Source organism: uncultured Jatrophihabitans sp. (assembly GCF_964244045.1).
Classification (GTDB): Bacteria; Actinomycetota; Actinomycetes; order Mycobacteriales; family Jatrophihabitantaceae; genus Jatrophihabitans.
Window position 1 is genome coordinate 1 of sequence record NZ_CAXTHK010000026.1, and the last position, 21,543, is coordinate 21,543.

Here is a 21,543-nt window from a genome sequence, read left to right on the forward strand (position 1 = left end):
CCAGCGAGGAGCAATCCTCACAGGCAAGGAGTCAACCGAACCGGGGGCAGTCCCCACTGCCTCGGCCGGCGCATCCCCGACCTCGACATCCTCAACACCGAACTCGACGCCTGGACCAAGGCCACCAACACCGACACACGCCAAGTCGACTGGCGGTTCACCACCCGCAACGCCCGCATCAGGCCTCGGCACTTATACCCAGTGCTTTAGACGCGACGGCCCACTAGATCAGCTGGCGCTTTGCTGGTCGATCCACTCATCCGGGGCAACTGTTTCAATGCGGAATAATGAGGCCTCGTGCAGCAAGCCAACGCGGAATCAGAGCGCTCGGTGGTCCGGCGTGCCCTGATGGTTCTCGACTGCTTCCTCGGCAATACGGAGGAACGAACCGTTACGCAGATCAGTCGCGAAACCGGATTGCCGATGGCGACCGTCCACCGCTTGCTCGCCACACTTATCGAATGGGGGGGCGTCGAACGGCATGGCCGCGGTCGCTACCGGCTCAGCATGCATGTCTGGCGGCTGGGCGCCTCAGCACCGCACGCGCGGGCCTTGCGCGATGTTGCCTTGCCGTTCTTGGAGGACCTTCGCGAGGCGACTCACGAGGTGGTTCATCTGGCGGTCCTCGACGGAACGCACGCGCTGTACCTAGAGAAGCTGCCGAGCCGGCAGGCGGCGACGGTAATCTCACGCGTAGGCCGGCGGTTGCCGTTGCACGCGACCGGGCCCGGCAAGGTATTGCTGGCCTATAGCAGTCCCGACCTGCTGGAACAGGTCATCGCAGCCGGACTACGACCGATCACTACCTCCACCATTGTGACCGAAAGTCAACTCCGCTCGGCTCTGGCCGAGATTCGGCGAACCGGCCTGATCGTGTCCCGCAACGAGATGACAGACGGCAGTTCATCGGTGGCGGCGCCGGTTTTCGGCCCGGGCCGGTCCATCATGGCGAGCCTGGCCGTCGTGGTCCGCTCGGACGGCGTTAGCCCTACGGAACTTGCACCACTGGTCCGGATTGTGGCCAGCAGCCTGTCCCGCGCGTTGACGATCGAAGACACCTCGGAATCCGACGGCTATGCCGGTCGCTGAGAGCTGGCGTTTCGCGCGTGGTCGACGACGTTCCATGTTCCCGTCTGAAGCCGAATAAATGCGCTCTGCCCCAACCGAGGAATTTGATGACTTGTGCCGAACTTCAATATGCACGGCCGGCACGGCGTCGACCGCTAACTTCATGCGTGTCATGCCGCACCACCAGCGTGACGCCTGACTAGCCAGGTGCTTTCACGGTGACGGCGTGGTGTTGAACTGAGAAGTGATCCAGGCCAGACAGGATCGAGGTTGGCGAGACCATGATCGCGTCGAGCGAGGAGCACCTTCAGGGTTGAACAGTATCGGCTGTATCCGCGTGTCCGCAGCGACACGGCCGGGACGTCGATGGTGTCGCAGGCCGAGCGGCCGGGCTGGTCGACACCGTGCGGATCACGGGTTTGGATCGGGCCCTGTCGCAGGTGTTGGAGTCGTGGCGCAAACCGCAGGCCGCCATGACCCAGGCAAGATCATCACCGATCCGGCGCTGTCCCTGGCGGTCGGTGGTGACTCTTTGGCTGATGTCGCGCTGTTGCGTGATCAGCCGGGCGTGTTCGGCGTGGCGGCCTCGGACCCGACGGTGTCGCGGCTGGTGGTCACTCTGGCCGCCGACGCCACAAAATCGCTTGTGGCGATCGACCGGGCGCGGGCGGCGGTGCGAGCCCGCGTGTGGTCGCTGGCCGGCGAGCACGCCCCGAATTACGCGGCCAGCGTCGACGATCCGTCGTCGTGGACCTCGAACGCGACGCTGCTGACGGCGCATTCGGACAAGGAGCAGGCGGCGCCGACGTTCAAACGCGGGTTCGGCTTCCATCCGCTGCTGTTGTTCGTCGACCACGGCGAACACGGCACCGGTGAACCGCTGGCATGGCTGCTGCGCGCCGGTTACGCCGGCTCGAACACGCCATTGATCACATCACCGTGGCGCGGACGGCGTTCGCGCAGCTGCCCGGACACCGGCCGGGCCGACGTCCGGGCAAGAGTGTGTTGGTGCGCACTGACGGCGCCGGGAGCACCCTTTGAGTTCCTGGACTGGCTGACTGGGCAGCGGGTGCAGTACTCGATCGGGTTCACCCTGCCCAGCGACTTCGCTGATCAGGTCAAGATCCTCGACCAGGCCGACGCGTGGGAGGCGGCGCTAGACGCCGAGGCGCAGGTCCGCCCGGACGCCCTGGTCGCCGACGCCACCGGCCTGCTTGAGCTGTCGTCGTGGCCGGCGGGGATGCGGGTGATCGTGCGCAAGGAAAAACCCCACCCCGGCGCGCAGCTACGGATCACCGACGTCAACGGCTGGCGGGTCACCGCGTTCGCGACCAACACCCCCGGCGTCGGCGGGCCCCACCGCTCCACCGCTCACCTGGGACTACGTCACCGCCGCAGGGCCCGCTGCGAAGACCGCATCCGCATCGCCAAAGACACCGGCCTGACCAACCTGCCGCTGCACGACTTCGACCAGAACCGCATCTGGCTGGCGATCGTCGCGCTCGCCGTCGAACTCACCGCCTGGTGGCAGATGCTCGCCCTGACCGATCACCCGGCACGCCGCTGGGGATCCAAACGCCTACGACTACGGCGGTTCAGCATCGCCGGCCGGCTCGCCGCCCACGGCCGCGCCCGCCGACTGCACCTCGCACGCTCGGCTCCCTGGGCGGGGCTGCTGCTGGCTGGCATCAACCGCCTCCGAGCGCTGCCCGCGCCGACCTGAACACCGCTCCACCCGCCCCGACAACCTGCCCGACCCGACCGGTCCGTGGACGCCGGCGACCACCCGCATGACCGCGGGCCACCTGTCGCACCCCTGAAGCAGGATCAGCCCTCAACCGACGGCCACGGCTTCAAGACAACCAACGTCAACGGACCCACGGAAGATCCGGGCTAGCTGTCGAATGATATGTGTACTCGTGATCCGCGCGCGGTCACTTGTATCCCTTGAGCCGTGGCCGTGGCGGTGGAGAGGTGGATTCCTGGCGGCAGCGTTGGAAGCGGAATTCGTATGGGCGCCGATTTTGCCCCGGCGGGGATGTGCAGCTGGCCATCCCTGACGCTAACCGCCAGCGGGATCGTGATCGACCCGAGCAAAGTGTCGACACGTATCGTGGGTCGACGGCTGCGGGCCGTGACGGTGACACTGATGACACCATCTGTGGCGTGAGTGAGGGCGGCAGCGACATCCTGCCATCGGAGCTCGGCCGTGACCTTGAGCGAGGCCACCTCCAGAGCTGTCAGCTTGTTGGTGAGCACGTCCGACGTGTCGGCGTCAACGTCGCGGCCGTCAGCGGCGATGCTGTTGATGATGATCACGCCGGTGTGCCATCGGTGCACATCGACCTCAACGTGCCTGTACTCACCAGTGGCGAATTGCGTCAGGAAAGGTATGCCAGCGATCGAGGCGTGCGCAGACTCAGCCGAATCTGACCCGGTCGTTAGGGCCTGCTCGATCTGAGACTCGGCGTACCAGGCCAGCGGGCGGTCGCTCAAAGCAGCGAGCAGCGCCAACAGCACCAGGCCGATGAACACGCGGCGCCCCCACCGCGTGCGCTGTCGTCGTGGCGCTTCGTCCGAGGTAAGCAGAGCTTTGACGCATGTTGAGCCGTTGGTGATTGTTCCGTCGCTCCTAGGCGGTGGGTCGCGACGATAGCGACATCGGCGCGGGTGGGTAGTCAAGATGTTCATGTTCCTGACCTTTGTGATCACGATCGAGCCGAGTTAGTACCGACGACATGCAGATCCAGTAGCTTCCGTCGGGACGAGACACATCCCCCGTGCCATAGGTCGAGCCGAGCTGTAGCGCCGATGCGGGGATCGCCGTCGCTGTTGCTGTAGCCGTAACTGCCGCCGTCCAGCTGCACTGCCTTCGTTAACTCAACTTATATCAAGTCGGGCGATTGACAAAGTCGAGTGCCCGACATAGTTTTGTTGTCATGGATCTGGACAACTGGGTCGACCTTGCTGGGTCGGCACCCTTGAATGGCATCGTCGAACTGACTCGTCGCTTCGTGAACCCCGACAAGGTTGACGTGTTCGCGGCCGCGGGGTTGGCGCCTGTGATGACTGCACGGGAAGGACCGTATTTTTGGGACGGCGCCGGTCGCCGAATATTCGACGCTCACAGCAACGGTGGCACGTATAATTTGGGCCATCGGCATCCAGAACTGGTGGCGTCCCTTCGGGACGCGTTGAGCGTGCTCGATATAGGAAACCATCACTTCTTGAGCGGCCTGAGGGTGCGGCTGGCCCAGGAGCTGGTCGAGCTGTGTCCTGGGGACATGCAGTACTCGGTGCTGACGGCCACCGCGGCCGACGCCATCGAAGTTGCCATCAAGTCGGCACGTCGAGCCACAGGCCGGCGGCTGGTGGTGTCAGCCGTCGACTCGTACCACGGCTCAACCCTTGGCTCGATGGCTGCAGGCGACACACGCAACGCGGAGTACTTTCACTCTCAGGCGAGCCGCGACGACGTGTTACAGGTGCCGTTCGGGGACGCAGGCGCCTTGGCCGACTTGCTCGCGCAGCGCCCCGTAGCCGCAGTGTTGCTGGAGACCATTCCTGCGACCGCCGGGTTCCCGCTGCCACCGGAGGGCTATTTACGAACCGTTCGCGAATTGTGCAGCCAGCACGGCGCGCTGCTCGTTCTCGATGAGGTGCAGGTGGGCCTGGGGCGCACGGGATCGATGTGGGCCGTCGACTTTGAGCAGGTCGCACCTGATGTTCTGGTCACCGGTAAGGGGCTGGGCGGCGGGTTGTATCCCGTGGCCGCCGCAGTGATGACCGCACACGCCGGCGGCTGGCTAAGAGATAACGGTTGGGGACACGGCAGCACTGCGGGTGGTTCCGAGCTCGGCTGCGTCGTAGCGTTGAAGGTGCTCGAGATAATGCAACGCCCTGAGACGTTGAACAACGTGCATCGTAGCGCTGAACAGCTGCGAGAAGGGCTGGCCAAACTGCAGGCCGAATACCCGCTTCTGGTAGACGTCAGACAACGTGGCCTGGTCCTGGCTCTCGGCCTCAATCACGAGGCAGGCGGCCGGTTGATGACTGCGCACGGTTTCGCCCACGGGTTATGGGCGATGTTTGCGGCCTACGATCCGCGCTACTTGCAACTGAAACCGGGCTTGTTGCTCACCGAGGCCCAGACGCAGGAACTGCTGGCCCTGCTCGCAGCGACTCTCGAGTCGGTAAGCAAGGAGCTTGCGCGATGCTGACCGCTCCTGAAACCGAAGACGTGCAACGACTCGAGCATGCACTGGACGTCGCAAACCCCGAAGCCAGCGGTTTCCAGGTCCTCGACTCCGGCGAGGTGTCGGCGGTTCTGCGTCACGACTCCGTACCGGATGCCGTCCTCAAACGGATCGGCGGCTTTCCCACCCACAACGATGCCAGCCGTTACGCCCGCTCGGTGACAGACTATGTCGCCGGACTGCGTGATCGAGAAGTCCCGTGTCTTCGAACCGACTGCGTGGTCGTCCAATCCCACGGCGGCGAGTGGGCCACCTACGTCGTGCAACCGGCAGTTGCGGTCGAAAGGCTCGGCAAGTCCTGGCTGTCCACGGCGGAGGGGGCCGAGGCTGCGGACATCGTGCAGCAGATCGCCGATTTCAATCATCGCGCTCACCAACAACAGGGTTTGACTCCGAACACGATGAGCTACGCGATCGACTCTCAAGTGTCGAACTGGGTCATCGACGCCAGCACTGTCGTTGCCCTGCTGGACGTCACCACCCCCTTGTCATGTCGCGCCGGCCGCAAGACGGCCGAATGCGAACCCATCCTGCGGGGGTTTCCTCGGCCGCTCCGCGGCCTGGTCCGACGCAGCGGACGGGTCGAGCGGGTTTTCGATGTGCATTTCGATAACCGGTCCAACCTGGTCGACATCGCGGCAAATCTAATCAAAGAAGGTAGACCTGACCTGGTAGCGCACGTCGTGCACGCAGCGAACCGATGGCTTGTCGATCACGACCAGCTGGCGGCGATTCACCCAGACGAGGTCAGCGCCTATTACCGTCGCAACGCGCGAGCGCTCGAACTGTCCTCGAAAATCCGACGATTCGACGTGGCCGTTCACCGCCTTACCCGCAGGCCCTATCACGCCGTCCTGCCCGCACAGGTGGAGCGCAACGCATGAACCAAACCGCTCGCCCCAATGCGATAGGCGCCCTCGCCACGACAGACGCCTCCACCCCGACAGACGTCTCTGCTGCCCCAGCAACTATGGACGGTCTTACCGAGCTAACAGCCGTCCATCTCGCGCACCTCGTCGCCGCGGGCCAGGTCAGCGCCCGCGAGGTCGTCACCGCGTTCCTGGAACGTATCGAGACCGTCAATCCGCAAATCAACGCCTACCCGGTGGTGCTGGCTGAGACCGCGCTGGCCCATGCCGAGCAGGCGGATTCCCGGGCCGCGCGCGGTGAACCGCTCGGCGCGCTACACGGCGTGCCGTTCACCGTCAAACTCAACATTGATGTCGCGGGCTCGGCAACGACCTGGGCGGTGCCGGCGCTCGCCGGTAACGTCGCGGTCGCAGACGCGCCCGCGGTCGAGCGTCTACGTCTGGCCGGCGGCATCCCACTAGCGAGGTCGAACATGCCCGACCTTGCGCTCCGTCATGACACTGACAGCAGTTTGCACGGCAGGACCGTGAACCCGACCCGGCCGGGTGTCACCGCAGGCGGGAGCAGCGGCGGCGAAGCAGCTGGACTAGCTGCCCGGTTGAGCCCGCTCGGGCTCGGCAACGATCTCGGGGGGTCGTTACGCAGCCCGGCACATTGCTGCGGCGTCTACGCTCTGCGCCCCACCCCGGGCGTCGTTCCCGACGCGGCCAGCACCGTCCCCGATGTTCCGGATCTGGCCGCTCAACTAATGAACGTGCAGGGCCCGATGGCACGAAGCGTCGCTGACCTCGGACTCGCCCTTGATGTGATGTCCGGTGTTCACCACCGCGACCCGGCCAGCGTTCCCCGCCCGCCCTGGGCCGCTGAGTCCACCCGTCGAGTCGCAGTATTGGCCGATGGAGTGTGCGGAACGGTGTCGCCCGAAGCGGCAGCTGCCATCACCACAGCGGCGGACCGCCTGGCAGACGCCGGCTACGAGGTGGTCGAAACAAATCCGCCGCACTGGGACGACGCTGTGCACGGCTGGCACCAGCTCACTGCGACGGTTCTCGCATCACAGGCCGAACTGATCACTGCCGTCGCCGGCGAGGGAGCACGGACCTTCATCTCAATGACCGGCGCCGACCCTCTCGAGGCAGTAGCACTGATGGCCCTGCTGGCGAACAGGACCCGATGGTCGCGTGCTTGGGCGACCGCGCTGGGCGACATCGATGTGCTACTTGCCCCGGTTTGGACGCAAGCAGCGTTTGCCGACGACCTCGACCTGGCCGACCCGGCGCACGTGCTGTCCATCATCGCTCCCGGCCTGCCAGCCGCGTTCCTAGGTCGGCCAGTCGCGACGGTGCCCGTCGCTAGCGTCGACGCCGCTACCGACCCCGGCGCCGGTACCACATTCGGCGTGCAACTGATCGGGGCACGGTTCAGAGAAGACCTGTGCCTGGTTGCCGCCCGCCACCTCCAGGAGGCATGACCATGGCCCACGTTCCAGCGTCTGTGCGCCGACCCCAAGTCATTGAGGCGGCTGTGACGCTCATGGCGGCACGCGGTATCGCAGCCGTCTCTACCCGGGATATCGCCAATGCCGCCGGCGTGCCGCAGGCAACGATCCACTACCTGTTCGGCTCACGCGACGAACTTCTGCGTGCCATAACCGAAGCACTTACCGACACGGTATGCCAGCGAATCATCGACTCGGCCGGTCGAAGCGACACCGTGCAGGGCGCGCTCCGCGACATTGTCGACGCACTCGTGCTGGGTGTCGCGGACGAATCACAGCGTCACTTGCTGCTGCTGGAACTCACTATCCACGCCTTGAGAAACCCCGAGCTACGAGACTTAGCGCAGTGGCAATACGGCCGCTACGAGCAGGCCAGCCTGCACGTGTTGGACGAACTGTGCCAACAAACCGGCACGGAGTTTACCGGCGCACCTACCGTCGCCGTGCGGTTCATCCTCGCCACCCTCGATGGATTCACTGTTCAACAACTGATTGACACCGACCCAAAGGTTGCCGAAGCAGGACTGAGTCAGTTGGCCGAGTTAGTCGCAGGCATGTTCTCACCTTCCCGCAGACGCACAACGCCTCCGACTTAGTTTGTTGCCGTTCCCAGCCCGTCACCTTCCCGGCGACCGACCCGACTCATTGGGATCGCCAGCAGCTAATGGTCTACGGCTCGACTGATTCACGACCGGCGGTAGTAGACAGCGACCGGAAGTCGTTCCCGAGGCAAGCCGCAGCATTGGTTTCTTGGACATGAACCCAGCGCGACGAACTAGTGGCTCACAGCAGCAGCGCTATCGCAGATTACATCGCAATACCTAGCAACCGACATCGCAAGCGACATCGACTGAATTGAGGAAGTCATGGGTGCACTCCTGCACCGGTTGGGCTCGTTCGCGGTTCGCCGCCGATGGACAGTCGTGCTCGTATGGCTAGCCGTTCTCGCGGCCGCAGGCATTTCCGCGGCAACCTTCGGGGGCAACACGACCAACTCGTTCACCATCCCCGGGACAGAATCGCAGAAAGCGATTGATCTGCTGGACAAGCATTTCCCGGGTGCTGGTGGGGCCAGCGCACGGGTCGTGGTGGCAGCACCGTCCGGGCACACGTTGGTCGAGTCACGCTTTCGAACCGCAGAGCAGCAGGCGCTCAATCGGGTCGCGCACGCTCCACAGGTCATCGCGGTCACCCCGTTCGCGCAAGCGGTTACCAGCGCCGACGGACGAATCGCTTTCGTAGATATCCAGTACGCGGTCACCGTGGACAAAGTTAGCTCGGAGGCGAAGAAGGCGCTGCGAGCCATTGGGACTGACGTTCAGAAGACGGGCTTGGACGTTCAATATTCTGGCGGCGTCATCTCTACCACTGAAGACGAAGGCAACGGAGAGATCTACGGGTTACTCATCGCGTTCCTTGTCCTCGCAATCACTATGGGCGGGCTCGTCGCAGCAGGCATGCCCCTGCTGACGGCAGGCATCGGGGTCGCCGTTGGACTGCTCGGCATCAAAGCCATGTCCGGAGTCGTGTCGCTCAACTCATCAGCGCCCACGCTGGCCCTCATGCTGAGCCTTGCCGTCGGCATCGACTACACACTTTTCATCCTGGCACGACATAAACAAGGTTTGGCCGACGGACTGACAATCGCGGACTCCTTAGCCCTCGCGACCGCTACGGCTGGCGGCGCAGTAGTGTTCGCCGGTTTGACCGTGATTATAGCCCTCGCCGCGCTCGCCGTCGTCGGCATACCTTTCCTCACCGGAATGGGAATTGCTGCGGCCGCCGGCGTCGCCATTGTGGTCATGCTCGCCCTCACGTTCGTCCCCGCCGTTCTGTCCATCCTGGGTTCACGAATCCACGCGGGTCGCATAGGCATACTTACCACCCGAGCGCAGCGCCGACACGGGAGGCCGTCCCTGGGCACACGCTGGTCGGCTGTGGTGACCCGACGGCCGTGGGCGACCATCACAGCCTGCGTCCTTGCAGTCAGCCTGCTGTCGATACCGGTGCTCGATCTGCAACTTGGCTTGCCCGATGACAGCAGTAAACCCACCGCCACCACCGAACGGCGAGCCTACGACCTAATCACCACTGGCTTCGGTGCCGGCTATAACGGTCCGCTCACTATGGTGATATCGCATCCTGGTCACGACGACGCGACGGCGCTGGCCAAGGCCGCCATGTCCAAGCTCGAGGGGGCCGCAGGCATCGCCAGGGTCGGCCACCCGGCAGCCAACGAGACAGGCGACGTCGCGATCCTGCAAGTCACTCCCCGGTCCAGCCCGGGCTCGGAAGCTACCAAGACACTCGTCGCCACCATCCGCTCTGCGGCCAGAGACGCCGTGGCAGGGACCGACGTCGACACCTACGTCACCGGCCCGACAGCGTCCAACATCGACGTGTCCAACAAGTTGTCGGCTGCGCTCCCGATCTTTCTTATCCTCATCGTCGGTGTGGCATTGCTGCTCTTGATGTTCGTGTTCAGGTCCTTGCTTGTACCCCTCAAAGCGGTACTCGGCTTCTTGTTTTCGATCGCAGCCTCGATGGGGGTTACCGTCTTCGTATTTCAACACGGCCATCTCAGCTTCATCCTCAACGGGCAACAACCGGGCCCTATCGTCAGCTTCTTACCCGTCCTACTGGTCAGCATCCTGTTTGGACTGGCCATGGACTACGAAGTATTCCTCGTCTCTCGAATAAGGGAGGACTACGTTCACCGCGGCGATCCCGAAGCTGCGATTACCGCGGGCATGACGAGCAGCGCTCGTGTCGTCAGCGCTGCCGGGATCATTATGATCAGTGTCTTCGGCAGCTTCGTGCTCGGCGATGACGCCGTGATCAAACCCATCGGCCTCGCCCTGGGCATCGGAGTTGCGGTCGACGCGTTCGTGGTGCGCATGACCTTTGTGCCCGCCGTGCTCCGACTCTTCGGGCATCGCGCCTGGCAGCTGCCCCGATGGCTCGACCGAATCCTGCCCGACCTCGACCTTGAGGGTTCGTCCATCACCACATCCCTCGGCACGGCGAAGCCAACCGATGATGCTACCGACACCGACTCAGACGCCCGTGGCGCGCGGCCACCGGTGTTCGCCGCTGAGCCGGACAGATCGTGACGCGCGATCGCCGCTCTTCACCTCGCCGCCAGCATGACGTGCCTACCGTGCGGGCTCCTCCGGTGTCCCGTGACACACCAGCCAGCGGATAGCAGTAGCTAATTGGCCGCGTTCGCGTTCGTCGCACTGCGGCATACCGGGCTCGCCATCGCCCGCATGAAACGGTATCCCACTGCTGCATCTTGCGCCCGTCAGTGGGCCTCTTGGACCGAATAAATTGCTCATCCCACTCTCACAAGCGAGGTCAACTCATGGTGATCAGTACCGAGAACGCTCACGTCGCGGCACAGCCCAGAACTGTGTCGCGGCTGTGGCAACGGGAACTTCAGCAATTCCCTGCGGCTCGCACCAAGACGGCGTGTTTGATCATCATCGTTGGCGTCACAATCCTTTTTTATTACCAGTACTACTTGCTCGGCGCCGTCGGCGACAAAGTTATCGCATCGACCGGTATGTCATTTGTCTATTTTGTAAACGTCAACGTCATCTCCTTGCTCGTCAGCGCGCTGGTGTCCTTCTTCGGCGGCCTCACCGACAGATACGGCCGCGCTAACGTGGTCGTCGCCGGCATCCTCGGATGCGCCCTGACATGCATCGTCGGATTTCCACTAGCCGACGGCAAAACCTCGGTTGCGGTTTTGTACACCCTGCTCGGCGCCTTTGAAGGCCTCGTCCTCGTCGCAACCCCTGCCCTTGTCCGTGACTTCAGCCCACAGGTCGGCCGCGCCACCGCTATGGGCTTCTGGACCGTCGGCCCAGTCGCCGGTAGCCTGGTCACCAGCGCAGTCGTGTCCGCCACAATCGATCATGTCGGACGGTGGCAGGACGAGTACGCCATCGCGGGCGGAGTCGGATTGGTCGTATTCGCTGTCGCAGCCTTGTGGCTGCGAGAGCTATCCGGTCCGCTACGCGATCAGCTCATCGTGAACGACAACGACCACGCTCGCGCCGAAACACGAGCACGTGGGCTGGACACCGCCGCGTTACAACGCCATCCGCTTCGGCAGATGGTGCGACCCGACATTATTGGATCCGCTGCCGCAATCAGTGTTTTCCTGATCTTCTACTTTGCCGCAGTCGGCTTCCTTCCAATCTTCTTTGAGACCGTATTCGGTTACAGCACATCGAAAGCTAACTCACTGGGCAATTGGATGTGGGGCGCACAAGCCGCCACGTTAATACTCTTCGGCTGGATGTCAGACCGCCTGCAGGTCCGGAAACCGTTTATGCTGCTCGGTGCGGTCGGCGCGGCCATCTCTACATCCATCATGCTTCACTTCATCACCAGGAGCGGCACGACTTACACCACGTGGGTGGTGATCCTAGTCGCCATTGCGGTCTTCTCCGGAATGACATTCGCACCGTGGATGGCGTCATTCACCGAGACCGTCGAACGCCGTAACCCAGCTCTGACCGGCACCGGCTTAGGCCTGTGGGGCGGCATCGTTCGCGTAGCGGCCACGGTCGTAACCTTCATTCTTCCCTTGCTCGTCGGTTCGGTCACCCTCATCATTCAGGATGGCCCCGCAGTCCAATCACTGGTCGCCGGAACAGACTCGACCTTGAGCAAGACCCAAAACAACGTCATAAAAGCCGTCGCTGCCGACCCTTCCATTGCCGCCAAGACGCAAACGCTAGCCACCCGTTACAGCGGGGCGATCGGTACTGCAGCCCTGCTGTCGCCCGCGACGCAACGGGATTTGGCCGACCACCCCAACGACGCCCGAGTCCAACTCATCGCAGTGGCGCAAATAGCGCACCTCGACGTCGGCACCGTTAGTAAGGTTGCCACTCTCAGCACCCAGTACGCGGACGAACTAGCCACCGCACAGACGATTGACCCTAGCACCCAACTCACACTGCTGAACACCCCCAACGACCCGACCGCGCTGAGCAAAGCCACCCGTGAAGCTGCAACGGCCCTACACATAACGCTGCAGGTCGCCGCTCGACGGCTGCAGGCCCTTGCGAAAGTCCCGTCCGACGCGCTCATCTTCATGGCCACCAACGCAGGTACCGTCCAGCAGGCATCAGACAAGCTGCAGGCTCTCGGCAAAGTCCCCGCCGCTGACTTAGCCTACCTCGCCCGGTACGGGCCGAGTCTGCAAAGCGCAGTTGTCCAGGCCAAACTGAGATATCTGGAGAAAACTGGGCCGAAAGTCGAGGACGCGGTCAAGCACAGCGGCCACCAATGGCGAAATTATTTTTCACTGGGCCTCGGCGGTCAGCTCATCTTCATTCCGCTCATGTTCCTCATGGCCGGTTATTGGAACCCACGCCGCGCCCGCCGTGCCCTACAGCAGCACGAGGCGCGCGTGGAGGCCGAGATCGCCGCCATCGCTAACGCTCGGTAGACACCTGTTGAATTGATCTAGACGCCAAAAGACCCTATCGCGCACGAACGTGCCGACCATTGAACCAGGAGTGTCATCGTGAAGGTGAGCGATATCGTGTCTGTCCGGCCGCGCCGGTTAAGGCCGTCAACCAGCCAGCCGGCACGATCCATTCCGCCAACACGGGATTACCGGACCACGTTTGAAGGCATCCCGCGAATGCCCGCGCTCTTCGGCCGACAACCGGGGCCCCGACAACGACCCGACAGCGACTCCGGCCACCCACAAGGCCTGGGCTCGACACTCGCAACGTGGGTTGCCGCCCGCGCAGACTTCGACGCGCTTGCCGCGCTGATGCCACGCGGTTTCTCCCTTGACGATCCCCTGCTGATCGTCGAGTGCGTCACCCTGACAGGTCTGCCTTGGCTCGCTGGGCGCGGCTACGAGATGGTGATCGTGAGCGTTCCCGCTACCTTCACCCCGCCCAACGGGGCTGTTCAGCACGGCCGGCTGGCCCTGGTGGTCTTCGAAGATTGCCCGGACGCCATAACCTCGGGGCGCGAAGAATTGGGCTGGAACAAGGTCTATGCCGATTCGATGATGCGCACCGTTCGAGGCAACGAGATCGACTACTCGTGTTCGTGGCAGGGCACCACATTCCTCAATGTCGAGGTCAAACTCGAGCGGACCGTGCCCTCCATCGGCTCGTGGCGCCGCGGCCCGCTCATGCACTACCGCGTGCTACCTCGAACCGGCGAGTGGGGACAGCTTGAGATCGAGCAAGTCACCGGCTCATCAAAAACCGCGAGCATCACTGCAACTCGGTCGTTGCGCTCAGGTAACGGTCATTTCCGTTTCATACCCGCGTCATTTCATCAGTTGCCGACTCTCATGCACATCGTCAACACATTGTCTGAGGTGCCGCTGGGAGACGTGGTCGACGCCGGCCAGGCCCGCCTTGCGGGTTGGAACGATCTTCGTGAAACTGAGATCCTAGGGTCTTTTCATTGTGGTCTGCCGCGAGTTGCCGTGACCGACGTGTGACCAGTTGCAAGAAATCAGCTTCGGATGTTGCGACCAGTCCCAGCGCGCGGGCTATACGACGAACAGAGACGAATTGTTGTCATCAGGAGATGAGCGACGTCGATGCAGGTCGCGGGACCTCGCAACATAATCACGAAGCGCGACCTGAAGTAGGCCGATGTCGAACGACACAATGACGCATCAGTAGACGGGATCGCAGTCAGACCGGATCGCAGTCACGCTCACGAACCAAGTGCGAAGGCTCGTTCGGGTCACGGGGACTCCCAGGGTTCTGTTGACTCTCGGGGTGTGTTGATCAGGCCGCGGTTGCGAGTTGATTTCGGACCAGTTCGTACTCTATTGGGGTGAGTTTTCCGAGGGCGCGTTGGCGTCGTCGGCGGTGGTAGGTCTTCTCGATCCAGGTCACGATCGCGAGGCGGAGTTCTTCGCGGGTGTCCCAGCGTGCCGGTTGAGAATGTTCTTCTGCAGTAGGGCGAAGAAGGACTCCATCGCGGTGTTGTCGCCGCAGGAGGCGACCCGTCCCACGGAGCCGACGCGGGGAGGAGGATGGTGTTTAACCGTGTTGCGTCCCGCGGATTGATGGAGTGGGCGCGCTCGTTGCGACTAGCGTAGGGACAATCCGGACTCATACAGTGTGCTGGCCTCGTTGATCTGGTTGGGGGAGAGGCCTTGCCGCCGAATCTCGTCTCCGTGCTCACGTAGCAATGTCAGTATGGTGCCCTTGCCGAGCCCGTAGGTCTGCATGAGCTAGCCCCGAGCTTCCCGGCGCCGATGGTCCTTCGTGGTCGATCCGACGCACGCTCATCAAGCGCGCCGGGCCGAGGTACTGCGCTGCTACGAACCCGACTTCACGATCGATCTCCTTGCTCGCTCCATAGCGCGCAGGTGGACGCCGAGAATTGGCTGCTGCCTGCTCGCGGACGTGGACGGATTTCTCTTCTTCGACTGTTGTGGTGCCGCGGCTATGCCGTGAGTAGCGCGTGGGACTCGTGTGGCGCTTTCGTGAAGAGACCACCGCCGTGGTGATCGCGCGACGATGCTGTATCGACAGGCCGCGCGTCGGTTCGACGGCGAACCAGGACAACGCGGCCTGGCCGGCGAGACCCGGCTTCGGAATCGAAAGGCGCATGTTGATATGCCTCAGGGCAGCAAGACCGTTGAGACAGACGCGCTGCTCTCCGAACTCGACATGCTCCGACACGACGTGTCGGCCGGTGACATAGTGGTCGGCGCCGCGTACGGGATCAGCGGATACCAGGCAGTGCGGTGGGCAACGCACATCGCCCAGGCCCGCGGTCGTCGGCTGCAGATCGTACGAGTCGTCCGCGAGGTCGAATGGCTCTTAGACCCTCGACCGCTGGAGGAACTGATCGCCGCAGGTGACCGTCTCGGTCGCAATGTCCTCACGGACTATGCCGGCATCGCGCGCTCCGTTGCGTCCGAGGTCGAGATCCGAACTCGACTGTTACGCGGGAGCATCTACACCGAGCTCGTGCGCGAAACGGCAGCCGCGGGGCTGCTCGTCGTGGGCGCCGGTGATGATTGCCAGCCCGTCGTGGCGGGAGATCGTGCCCCGCGACCCGTCGCAGACTGGTTTACCGAACATGCGCCGTGTCCCGTCCTTGTCGTCGATCGGCACGGTCACAACGCGCGCGACGACAACTGTGCGCACACCGAGGACTCGATTGCTCGTTACGGCGAGGGGTAGCCGACCTTCGTCGTTGCCTGATGTGATCACGACTACCGGTGACGAGCGTCGGCCGCCGAAAGGTGCGACGCGGCGAGCGTTGCACCAGGGCCCCGGTGCGCCGTGACCTATTGGGCGGCCAGCGGACCAGCCTGACCTCGTGGCGCCCACCGGCCCACGGAAGGCTGCCGACCGCTGACCCGCTGGCCCGGAGTCGTGGTCTGTCGGGGTGCTCCACGAGACGCCGATCAGCCGAGGTCTCGTGACACGAGGTCGGCAAAGGTTTCGCGGCGGACGAGTATCCGGCTGTGTCCGTCGTCGACGCCGATCAGGGGTGGGCGTGGAGTGTGGTTGTAGTTGGACGCCATTGCGTGGTGATAGGCGCCGGTCGCGGGGACGGCGAGCAGGTCGCCGACGTGCAGGTCGTCCGGGAGTAGGACGCTGTCGATGAGGATGTCTCCGGCCTCGCAATGCCTGCCGACGACGGTCACGGGCTTGGCTGCGGCGCTCGAGACCCGTCCGACGAGACGTGCGGTGTAGTGGGCGCCGTACAACGCGGGGCGCGGGTTATCGCTCATCCCCCCATCGACGGCAACCCAGGTGCGTGTGCCCGAGCGCTTGACGTTGAGGACCGTGTAAAGGGTCACGCCACTCGGGCCGGCGATGGCTCGGCCAGGCTCGACGGTGAGCCGAGGAACGCGCAGACCGTGTTGTGCGCAGGACTGCTCGAGCGCATCGGACACCGCCGCCGCGAGGCGGTCGATGCTCATCGCAGCCCCGGTCGGGGTGTAGGCGATAGCGTGGCCCCCGCCGATGTTCAGTTGTTCAAGTATCACTCCATGCTCGTCGCGCACAGCGGCCAGCAGATTCGTGGTGCGGCCTACGGCCGCGACGTAGGGCTCCACCACCGTGATCTGAGACCCGATGTGGCAGTGCAGGCCGATCAGCCGAAGTGTGGGCAGGGCCAGGATCCGTCGCATCGCCGCAGCTGCAGCACCAGTTCGGATCGACAGACCAAACTTCTGATCTTCGGTGCCCGTGGTGATGGCCCGGTGGGATCCGGCATCAACCCCGGGCGTGACTCGCACGAGCACACGTTGAGGTGGGTTGCGGTGTGCGATGCGAGCGAGCATCTCGATCTCATCGAGGCTGTCGACCACGATGCGCCCGACCCGCAGCGTCGTCGCCAGGGACAACAAGGTGCGTGATTTCGCGTTGCCGTGCAGGATGATCCGCTCGGCAGGGAATCCGGCGGAGACGGCGAGTGCGAGCTCACCTTCGGAACACACGTCGAGCGCCAGCCCCTGCTCGGCGACGATCGCGACGACGGTCCGGGTGAGCAGGGCCTTGCCGGCATAAGCGATTTCGGCATTCGCGAATGCCTGGCGATAGACCTCGCAGCGCGCCCGGAACTCACCGAGGTCGAGCACACCGACGGGCGTGCTGTGTTCAGCGGCGAGATCGACCAGACGTACGCCGCCGACTGATAGATCTCCATCGGACAGGTGCCGAGCAGACGCTGGCCACACGCGCGGTCCAAGGGGATTCCCGCTCGGCTCGACCCCAGGGGTTGAGTCGTCCGCGGCGCGGCGGTGGGTTGGCGTGGTCGTCATCACTGCTCCTCAGCCGACATTGCGGCAGTGCCGGGCAGCGTGGTGCTGGGTGAGCGGCCACGTCCTGCCCTCAGCGACGGCGACGAGTGCGGGCCGCGGCAAGCGACGCGCCAGCGCGGAGTGCGGGTCATTGCCTACGCCCGGAACGGCGAGCAGGTCGCCCGCGGCGATGTCGGCTGGCAGCAACGCGTCATAGACCATCACTTGGTTTGCGACGTGAGCGTCGCTCGGGTCAGCGGCGACAATCGCGACGTGCAGGTCCGCGGCCGCAGACAGCCGGTCGAGCAGGTGCACCGACCGGGACTCATGACGACGATCGAGCGGTACCGAACCGGTCGTCCCGATATCGATGGCCACGCGGGTCCGGTCACCGGCATGGTGCACCGCGGTCACCCGGCACAGCGTGGCCGACACCGGCTGAGTCAGGGTGTTGCCCGGTTCGACGCTGACATGCGGAACAGGAAGTCCGGCCTCGGCGCAGACCTCCTCGACCATGCGGCGCAGCGCCGCCGCCGTCTGACACCAAGCCGACCGTGCATGAGGGATATCGACCGTGTCATGTCCGCCGCCCACATGAAGCACCGTTAATGCGACGCCATGGACGGCTCGGACTCGGATCATGAAGTCAAGCCCTTGGCGGCACGCTTCCACGAACGGAGCCGAAGTCGTAAAGGTACTTTCGAGGCGGCAGTGCACGCCGACGAGCTGCAAACCAGGACAGGCGAGGATGCGTTGCACCGCGCGGGCGGCCTCGCCCGACGCCACCGATAACCCGCGCGTCGTCCGGCGATGCGCGGACAGCTCGGTTACACCCTCGACCGCACCGGTTCTAATCGACAGGAGCACTGGCTGCGGACGCAATGCCGGCCGCACCCCGGCCAGCGCTTCGATCTCGGCAAGGTCGTCGATGACAACTCGACCGACTCCGAGCGATGCGGCACGCCGGACAAACGCGGCACGGCCATGGGCCGCGTGCACAACCATGCGTTCGACGGGAAAACCGGCCGCCTCTGCCGTAGCCAGTTGCGCCTCACAATAGACGCTGAGGCTCATCCCTTCCGATTGGACGACGGCAGCGGTGCCTTCGGCGAGAAGCGATCCGCCGGTGACGACAACATCGATGTCGCGGAACGCCCTGCGGAAGTCCGCACACCGCACGTGCAGTTCGGCCATATCCACGACGACGATCGGGGTGCGGCGCCGAACGGCGAGCCCGCGCAGGCTCACGCCGCCGAAGGAGATGTCGCCACCCGGCAGGTGCCGTGCGGAGGCCGGCCACAAGCCTGGTTCCAGCCGTCGCGGTAGCGAACTGCGTAGTGACGGAATCAAGTCGGCGAGAGTCACCGTTGGCACTCCAGATCGAAGATCGAACGACATCCCGTCGCCCGGACCACCAGCATCAACCCGCGCACTTGGCAAGCGAGCTTCATTCCCGAGACCGCCACGCGATCCCCACGCGCGACTCACAGCGCCGTACGGAAGCGTCAACCAATTCGAAGGTCCGCCGGGACGCCTCGGCATTGTTGCCCGTCACGCTTCAGCACCACGGTGCTGGTGCTCAGCCACGGCGAAAATGGGTCATCCCGGAGCACGTCACGACCTGAATTGAGCGATGCCAGCGCGAGAAAGCTGTCGCCGCGGACCGGACGACAGCGCCCGCAGGAGCTCCGGCGGAGGAACGGCAAGCACCGGCCCCAGTGCGTGTGACAAGCAGTAGCGGGCGACCGCACCGTGCCGATATCGTGCCAGTCGGCCGCGTCGGCCCGCACCGACGACGAGTAGGTCCCCAGGATGACCGGACAAGTGCACAAGCGCTTGCCCGGCCTGACCGCGGATGAGCACGGTGGACACGCTCAATCCCGGCGGCGGGCCGCCGAACGCGTCAAACATGGCGGTCGACAGGGTCGTCGCGGCCTGCTCCCGACACAGGTCAAGAATCGGGCGCCACGGGGCTCTGCGATACCCGGTTTCCCCGCCCGGCGGCGTCCACGCGTTCACCATGACAAGCGGGGCGTGGCACCGTTGTGCTTCGGCCACCGCGGCGTGCAATGCTGCCAAGTTGCCGAGGCTGCCGGTAACACCGACCACCACCCGGTCGACGCGTACCAAGCTCACAGCGCTACCCCCCACCGATTGTCTTTACACACACCCACGAGTCTGACCGCGCGGGCCGCCGTCGAGAACGATGTTCACGCCGTTATCACGACACGCCCACGCACCCTGAACGGCCAGCGGAGAACCGTTCCGCACCCCACGGATCTCCGGCAGGACGAACGCGGGAGCTCGAGCGAGAGAAGCTTTCTTGCCGCGCAATGACCCGATGTTCGGACGCGGGCTGCGGAGCCGGGCTGTTACAGACTTATCGCGCACAGTCGACTCGGGACGGGTCAGACCGCTGATCAGGGCGGCTCAGAGCAGCGAGTCCGCGGCCGGGGCCAGGGCGAGTGCGGGAAGGAAGGACAGCAAAGAGACCAAGATCGCGACGCCGGTCGTGAGTGCGACAAACAGCAGGGTGTGCGTCTTGAGGGTCCCAGATGTCTCAGGCCGCTGTTTCTGCCGGGCGAACGCTCCAGCCAGTGCGAGGATGAACACCATTGGCAGATAGCGGCCCACAAGCATGACAACGGCGAGCAGTGTGTTGAAAAAGGTGGTATTAGCGTTGAGGCCGGCGAATGCGCTGCCGTTGCTGTTCGCCGCCGAGGTCACGGCGTACAGCGCTTCGGACACGCCGTGGGCGCCGGTGTTCAAGAGGCTCGACTGACCCGTATGCGATCCGATGGCCAGCGCCACACCGATCAACAGAGTCGCGGGCATCGTCAGCGTGTATAGCGCGACGAAGGTCATCTCTCGTCGACGGACACGTTTGCCAAGATATTCCGGTGTTCTGCCGATCATGAGGCCGCCCAGGAATACCGCCAGCAGCGCCACGATGAGCAATGCATAAAGGCCGCTACCGCCACCCCCCGGGCTGATTTCGCCGAGCATCATGTTCGCCATCAGCACCCCACCCCCGAGGCCGGTGAAGGAGTCATAGCTGGCATCGGCCGCGCCGTCGGCGCTGGCGGTCGCTGCGACGCCGAACAGCGCCGAATCCGAAACACCGTTGCGAACCTCCGTTCCCTCGACCGCCGAGCCGACCGCGGTGGGCACGGTGCCGTGATGAGCTGATTGGGTCAGCAGGCCGGCGGTGATGCCAACGCCTAGCAGGATCGCCGCCACCACGGCCAACGCCCAACCTTGTCGGCGATCCCCGACCATGCGGCCATACGCACGCGGAAACGCCGACGGAATCATCAGCATCAAGAAGATTTCGACGGTGTTCGTGATCGGCGTCGGATTCTCGAAGGGGTGGGCGCTGTTTGCGTTGAACGCGCCACCGCCGTCACCGCTCAACAGCTTGACCGGCTCCCAACTCGCGATCGGCCCCCCGAGCACGGTCTGTGAACCCCCCGCTACAGTCGCGAACATATGTGGGTCATGCCAGTTCTGGATGACGCCGAGGGTGAGCAACAACAAGCCGCCGAGCAGTGCAAGCGGCAACATGAGGCGGGTGCAGCTGCGGGTGACGTCTACCCAGAAGTTGCCGACCCGGTCGGTTTCGCGGCGAACCAGGCCGCGGACGAGTGCGATCGCGGCGGCGATACCGACGGCGACCGACAAGAACCCCTGCACGCCGAGCCCCACGGCCAGCCCAAGGTGACCGAGTGTTGATTCACCAGCGTAGGACTGCCAACTGGTATTGGTCGTGAAGCTGACCGCAGTGTTCAAGGCCAGCGCCGGCGGCACGCCCGGATGCCCTAACGAATAGGGCAGGTGGCCTTGGACGCGTAGGAGTACATAAAGAATTGCGACCCCCGTGACGCTGAACGCAAGCAGCGAGCGCAGATAGACTGTCCAACGCTGGTCGGCGTCCGGGTCGATACGCCCGAGTCGGTAAACGAGGCGCTCGATTCGCCAATGTCGCTCGCTGGTGAAGATATGGGCGATGTAATTGCCGAGCGGCACGTGTACCGCTGCCAGCAAGGTGATCACAGCGAGAACGGTGATCATGCGGGAGTCTC

General features: G+C 64.2%; 15 protein-coding genes and 1 pseudogene. 10 read left to right on the top strand and 6 right to left on the bottom strand.

From position 1 onward, the window contains the following. The first annotated feature begins 297 nt into the window (after positions 1–297). Both ACFFC4_RS16910 and ACFFC4_RS16915 read left to right on the top strand, forming a co-directional pair. A complete protein-coding gene (locus ACFFC4_RS16910) occupies positions 298–1,089 on the top strand; it encodes an IclR family transcriptional regulator (RefSeq protein WP_375502987.1) in 792 nt (263 codons plus the stop codon). Between the two features lie 430 nt (positions 1,090–1,519). Continuing rightward, positions 1,520–2,791, top strand: coding sequence for an IS1380 family transposase (locus ACFFC4_RS16915; RefSeq protein ID WP_375502989.1), 1,272 nt, complete (start codon positions 1,520–1,522; stop codon positions 2,789–2,791). Between the two features lie 170 nt (positions 2,792–2,961). Here the strand turns inward: ACFFC4_RS16915 and ACFFC4_RS16920 are convergent, their stop codons facing one another. Further along, positions 2,962–3,603: a DUF2993 domain-containing protein gene (locus ACFFC4_RS16920; protein WP_375502990.1), complete on the bottom strand. Its 642-nt coding sequence runs from the start codon at positions 3,601–3,603 to the stop codon at positions 2,962–2,964. Between the two features lie 404 nt (positions 3,604–4,007). Here ACFFC4_RS16920 and ACFFC4_RS16925 point away from each other — a divergent pair, with 404 nt between their 5' ends. From ACFFC4_RS16925 to ACFFC4_RS16955, 7 genes are all read left to right on the top strand, one after another. After that, positions 4,008–5,288: an aspartate aminotransferase family protein gene (locus tag ACFFC4_RS16925; protein ID WP_375502992.1), complete on the top strand. Its 1,281-nt coding sequence runs from the start codon at positions 4,008–4,010 to the stop codon at positions 5,286–5,288. Beyond that, the gene (locus ACFFC4_RS16930; RefSeq protein WP_375502993.1) at positions 5,282–6,208 is read left to right on the top strand and encodes a DUF6206 family protein; all 927 of its coding nucleotides are present in this window, start codon (positions 5,282–5,284) and stop codon (positions 6,206–6,208) included. The genes ACFFC4_RS16925 and ACFFC4_RS16930 overlap by 7 nt, the downstream gene beginning before the upstream one ends. An 86-nt stretch (positions 6,209–6,294) precedes the next feature. Beyond that, the gene (locus ACFFC4_RS16935) at positions 6,295–7,665 is read left to right on the top strand and encodes an amidase family protein (RefSeq protein ID WP_375502995.1); all 1,371 of its coding nucleotides are present in this window, start codon (positions 6,295–6,297) and stop codon (positions 7,663–7,665) included. A 53-nt stretch (positions 7,666–7,718) separates the two neighbouring features. Beyond that, positions 7,719–8,288: a TetR/AcrR family transcriptional regulator gene (locus ACFFC4_RS16940; protein WP_375502997.1), complete on the top strand. Its 570-nt coding sequence runs from the start codon at positions 7,719–7,721 to the stop codon at positions 8,286–8,288. 270 nt (positions 8,289–8,558) lie between these two features. Further along, on the top strand, positions 8,559–10,805 hold the full coding sequence (locus tag ACFFC4_RS16945; RefSeq protein WP_375502999.1) for an MMPL family transporter: 2,247 nt from the start codon (positions 8,559–8,561) through the stop codon (positions 10,803–10,805). 251 nt (positions 10,806–11,056) lie between these two features. Further along, positions 11,057–13,159: an MFS transporter gene (locus ACFFC4_RS16950; RefSeq protein WP_375503001.1), complete on the top strand. Its 2,103-nt coding sequence runs from the start codon at positions 11,057–11,059 to the stop codon at positions 13,157–13,159. 84 nt (positions 13,160–13,243) lie between these two features. Further along, positions 13,244–14,182 carry an acetoacetate decarboxylase family protein gene (locus ACFFC4_RS16955; RefSeq protein ID WP_375503003.1) on the top strand — a complete coding sequence of 313 codons (939 nt, stop codon included), beginning with the start codon at positions 13,244–13,246 and terminating at the stop codon, positions 14,180–14,182. A 295-nt stretch (positions 14,183–14,477) separates the two neighbouring features. On the opposite strand, the pseudogene ACFFC4_RS16960 reads toward ACFFC4_RS16955, so the two are convergent. Beyond that, a pseudogene (locus ACFFC4_RS16960) lies at positions 14,478–14,713 on the bottom strand (IS3 family transposase); the annotation flags it as partial. A gap of 604 nt (positions 14,714–15,317) precedes the next feature. On the opposite strand from ACFFC4_RS16960, the gene ACFFC4_RS16965 reads away from it, so the two are divergent. Further along, complete coding sequence (locus tag ACFFC4_RS16965) at positions 15,318–15,890, top strand: universal stress protein (RefSeq protein ID WP_375503005.1); 573 nt, start codon at positions 15,318–15,320, stop codon at positions 15,888–15,890. A 227-nt stretch (positions 15,891–16,117) separates the two neighbouring features. Here the strand turns inward: ACFFC4_RS16965 and lysA are convergent, their stop codons facing one another. The 4 genes from lysA to kdpA all read right to left on the bottom strand — a co-directional run bounded on the left by lysA (position 16,118) and on the right by kdpA (position 21,532). Then, positions 16,118–17,482: a diaminopimelate decarboxylase gene (gene lysA, locus ACFFC4_RS16970; protein WP_375503007.1), complete on the bottom strand. Its 1,365-nt coding sequence runs from the start codon at positions 17,480–17,482 to the stop codon at positions 16,118–16,120. Between the two features lie 9 nt (positions 17,483–17,491). Then, on the bottom strand, positions 17,492–18,709 hold the full coding sequence (locus ACFFC4_RS16975) for a hypothetical protein (protein ID WP_375503009.1): 1,218 nt from the start codon (positions 18,707–18,709) through the stop codon (positions 17,492–17,494). A 366-nt stretch (positions 18,710–19,075) separates the two neighbouring features. Then, entirely contained in the window at positions 19,076–19,612 is a 537-nt protein-coding gene (locus ACFFC4_RS16980; RefSeq protein WP_375503011.1) for a universal stress protein, read from the bottom strand. A gap of 279 nt (positions 19,613–19,891) precedes the next feature. Continuing rightward, a complete protein-coding gene (gene kdpA, locus ACFFC4_RS16985) occupies positions 19,892–21,532 on the bottom strand; it encodes a potassium-transporting ATPase subunit KdpA (protein WP_375503013.1) in 1,641 nt (546 codons plus the stop codon). Positions 21,533–21,543 lie beyond the last annotated feature (11 nt).

What these genes read in the sequence shown, in the direction of transcription:
- kdpA (WP_375503013.1), bottom strand. Translation starts at nt 21,532, where the DNA reads ATGATCACCGTTCTCGCTGTGATCACCTTGCTGGCAGCGGTACACGTG.
- lysA (WP_375503007.1), bottom strand. Translation starts at nt 17,482, where the DNA reads ATGACGACCACGCCAACCCACCGCCGCGCCGCGGACGACTCAACCCCT.
- ACFFC4_RS16945 (WP_375502999.1), top strand. Translation starts at nt 8,559, where the DNA reads ATGGGTGCACTCCTGCACCGGTTGGGCTCGTTCGCGGTTCGCCGCCGA.
- ACFFC4_RS16965 (WP_375503005.1), top strand. Translation starts at nt 15,318, where the DNA reads ATGCCTCAGGGCAGCAAGACCGTTGAGACAGACGCGCTGCTCTCCGAA.
- ACFFC4_RS16935 (WP_375502995.1), top strand. Translation starts at nt 6,295, where the DNA reads ATGGACGGTCTTACCGAGCTAACAGCCGTCCATCTCGCGCACCTCGTC.
- ACFFC4_RS16925 (WP_375502992.1), top strand. Translation starts at nt 4,008, where the DNA reads ATGGATCTGGACAACTGGGTCGACCTTGCTGGGTCGGCACCCTTGAAT.
- ACFFC4_RS16950 (WP_375503001.1), top strand. Translation starts at nt 11,057, where the DNA reads ATGGTGATCAGTACCGAGAACGCTCACGTCGCGGCACAGCCCAGAACT.
- ACFFC4_RS16930 (WP_375502993.1), top strand. Translation starts at nt 5,282, where the DNA reads ATGCTGACCGCTCCTGAAACCGAAGACGTGCAACGACTCGAGCATGCA.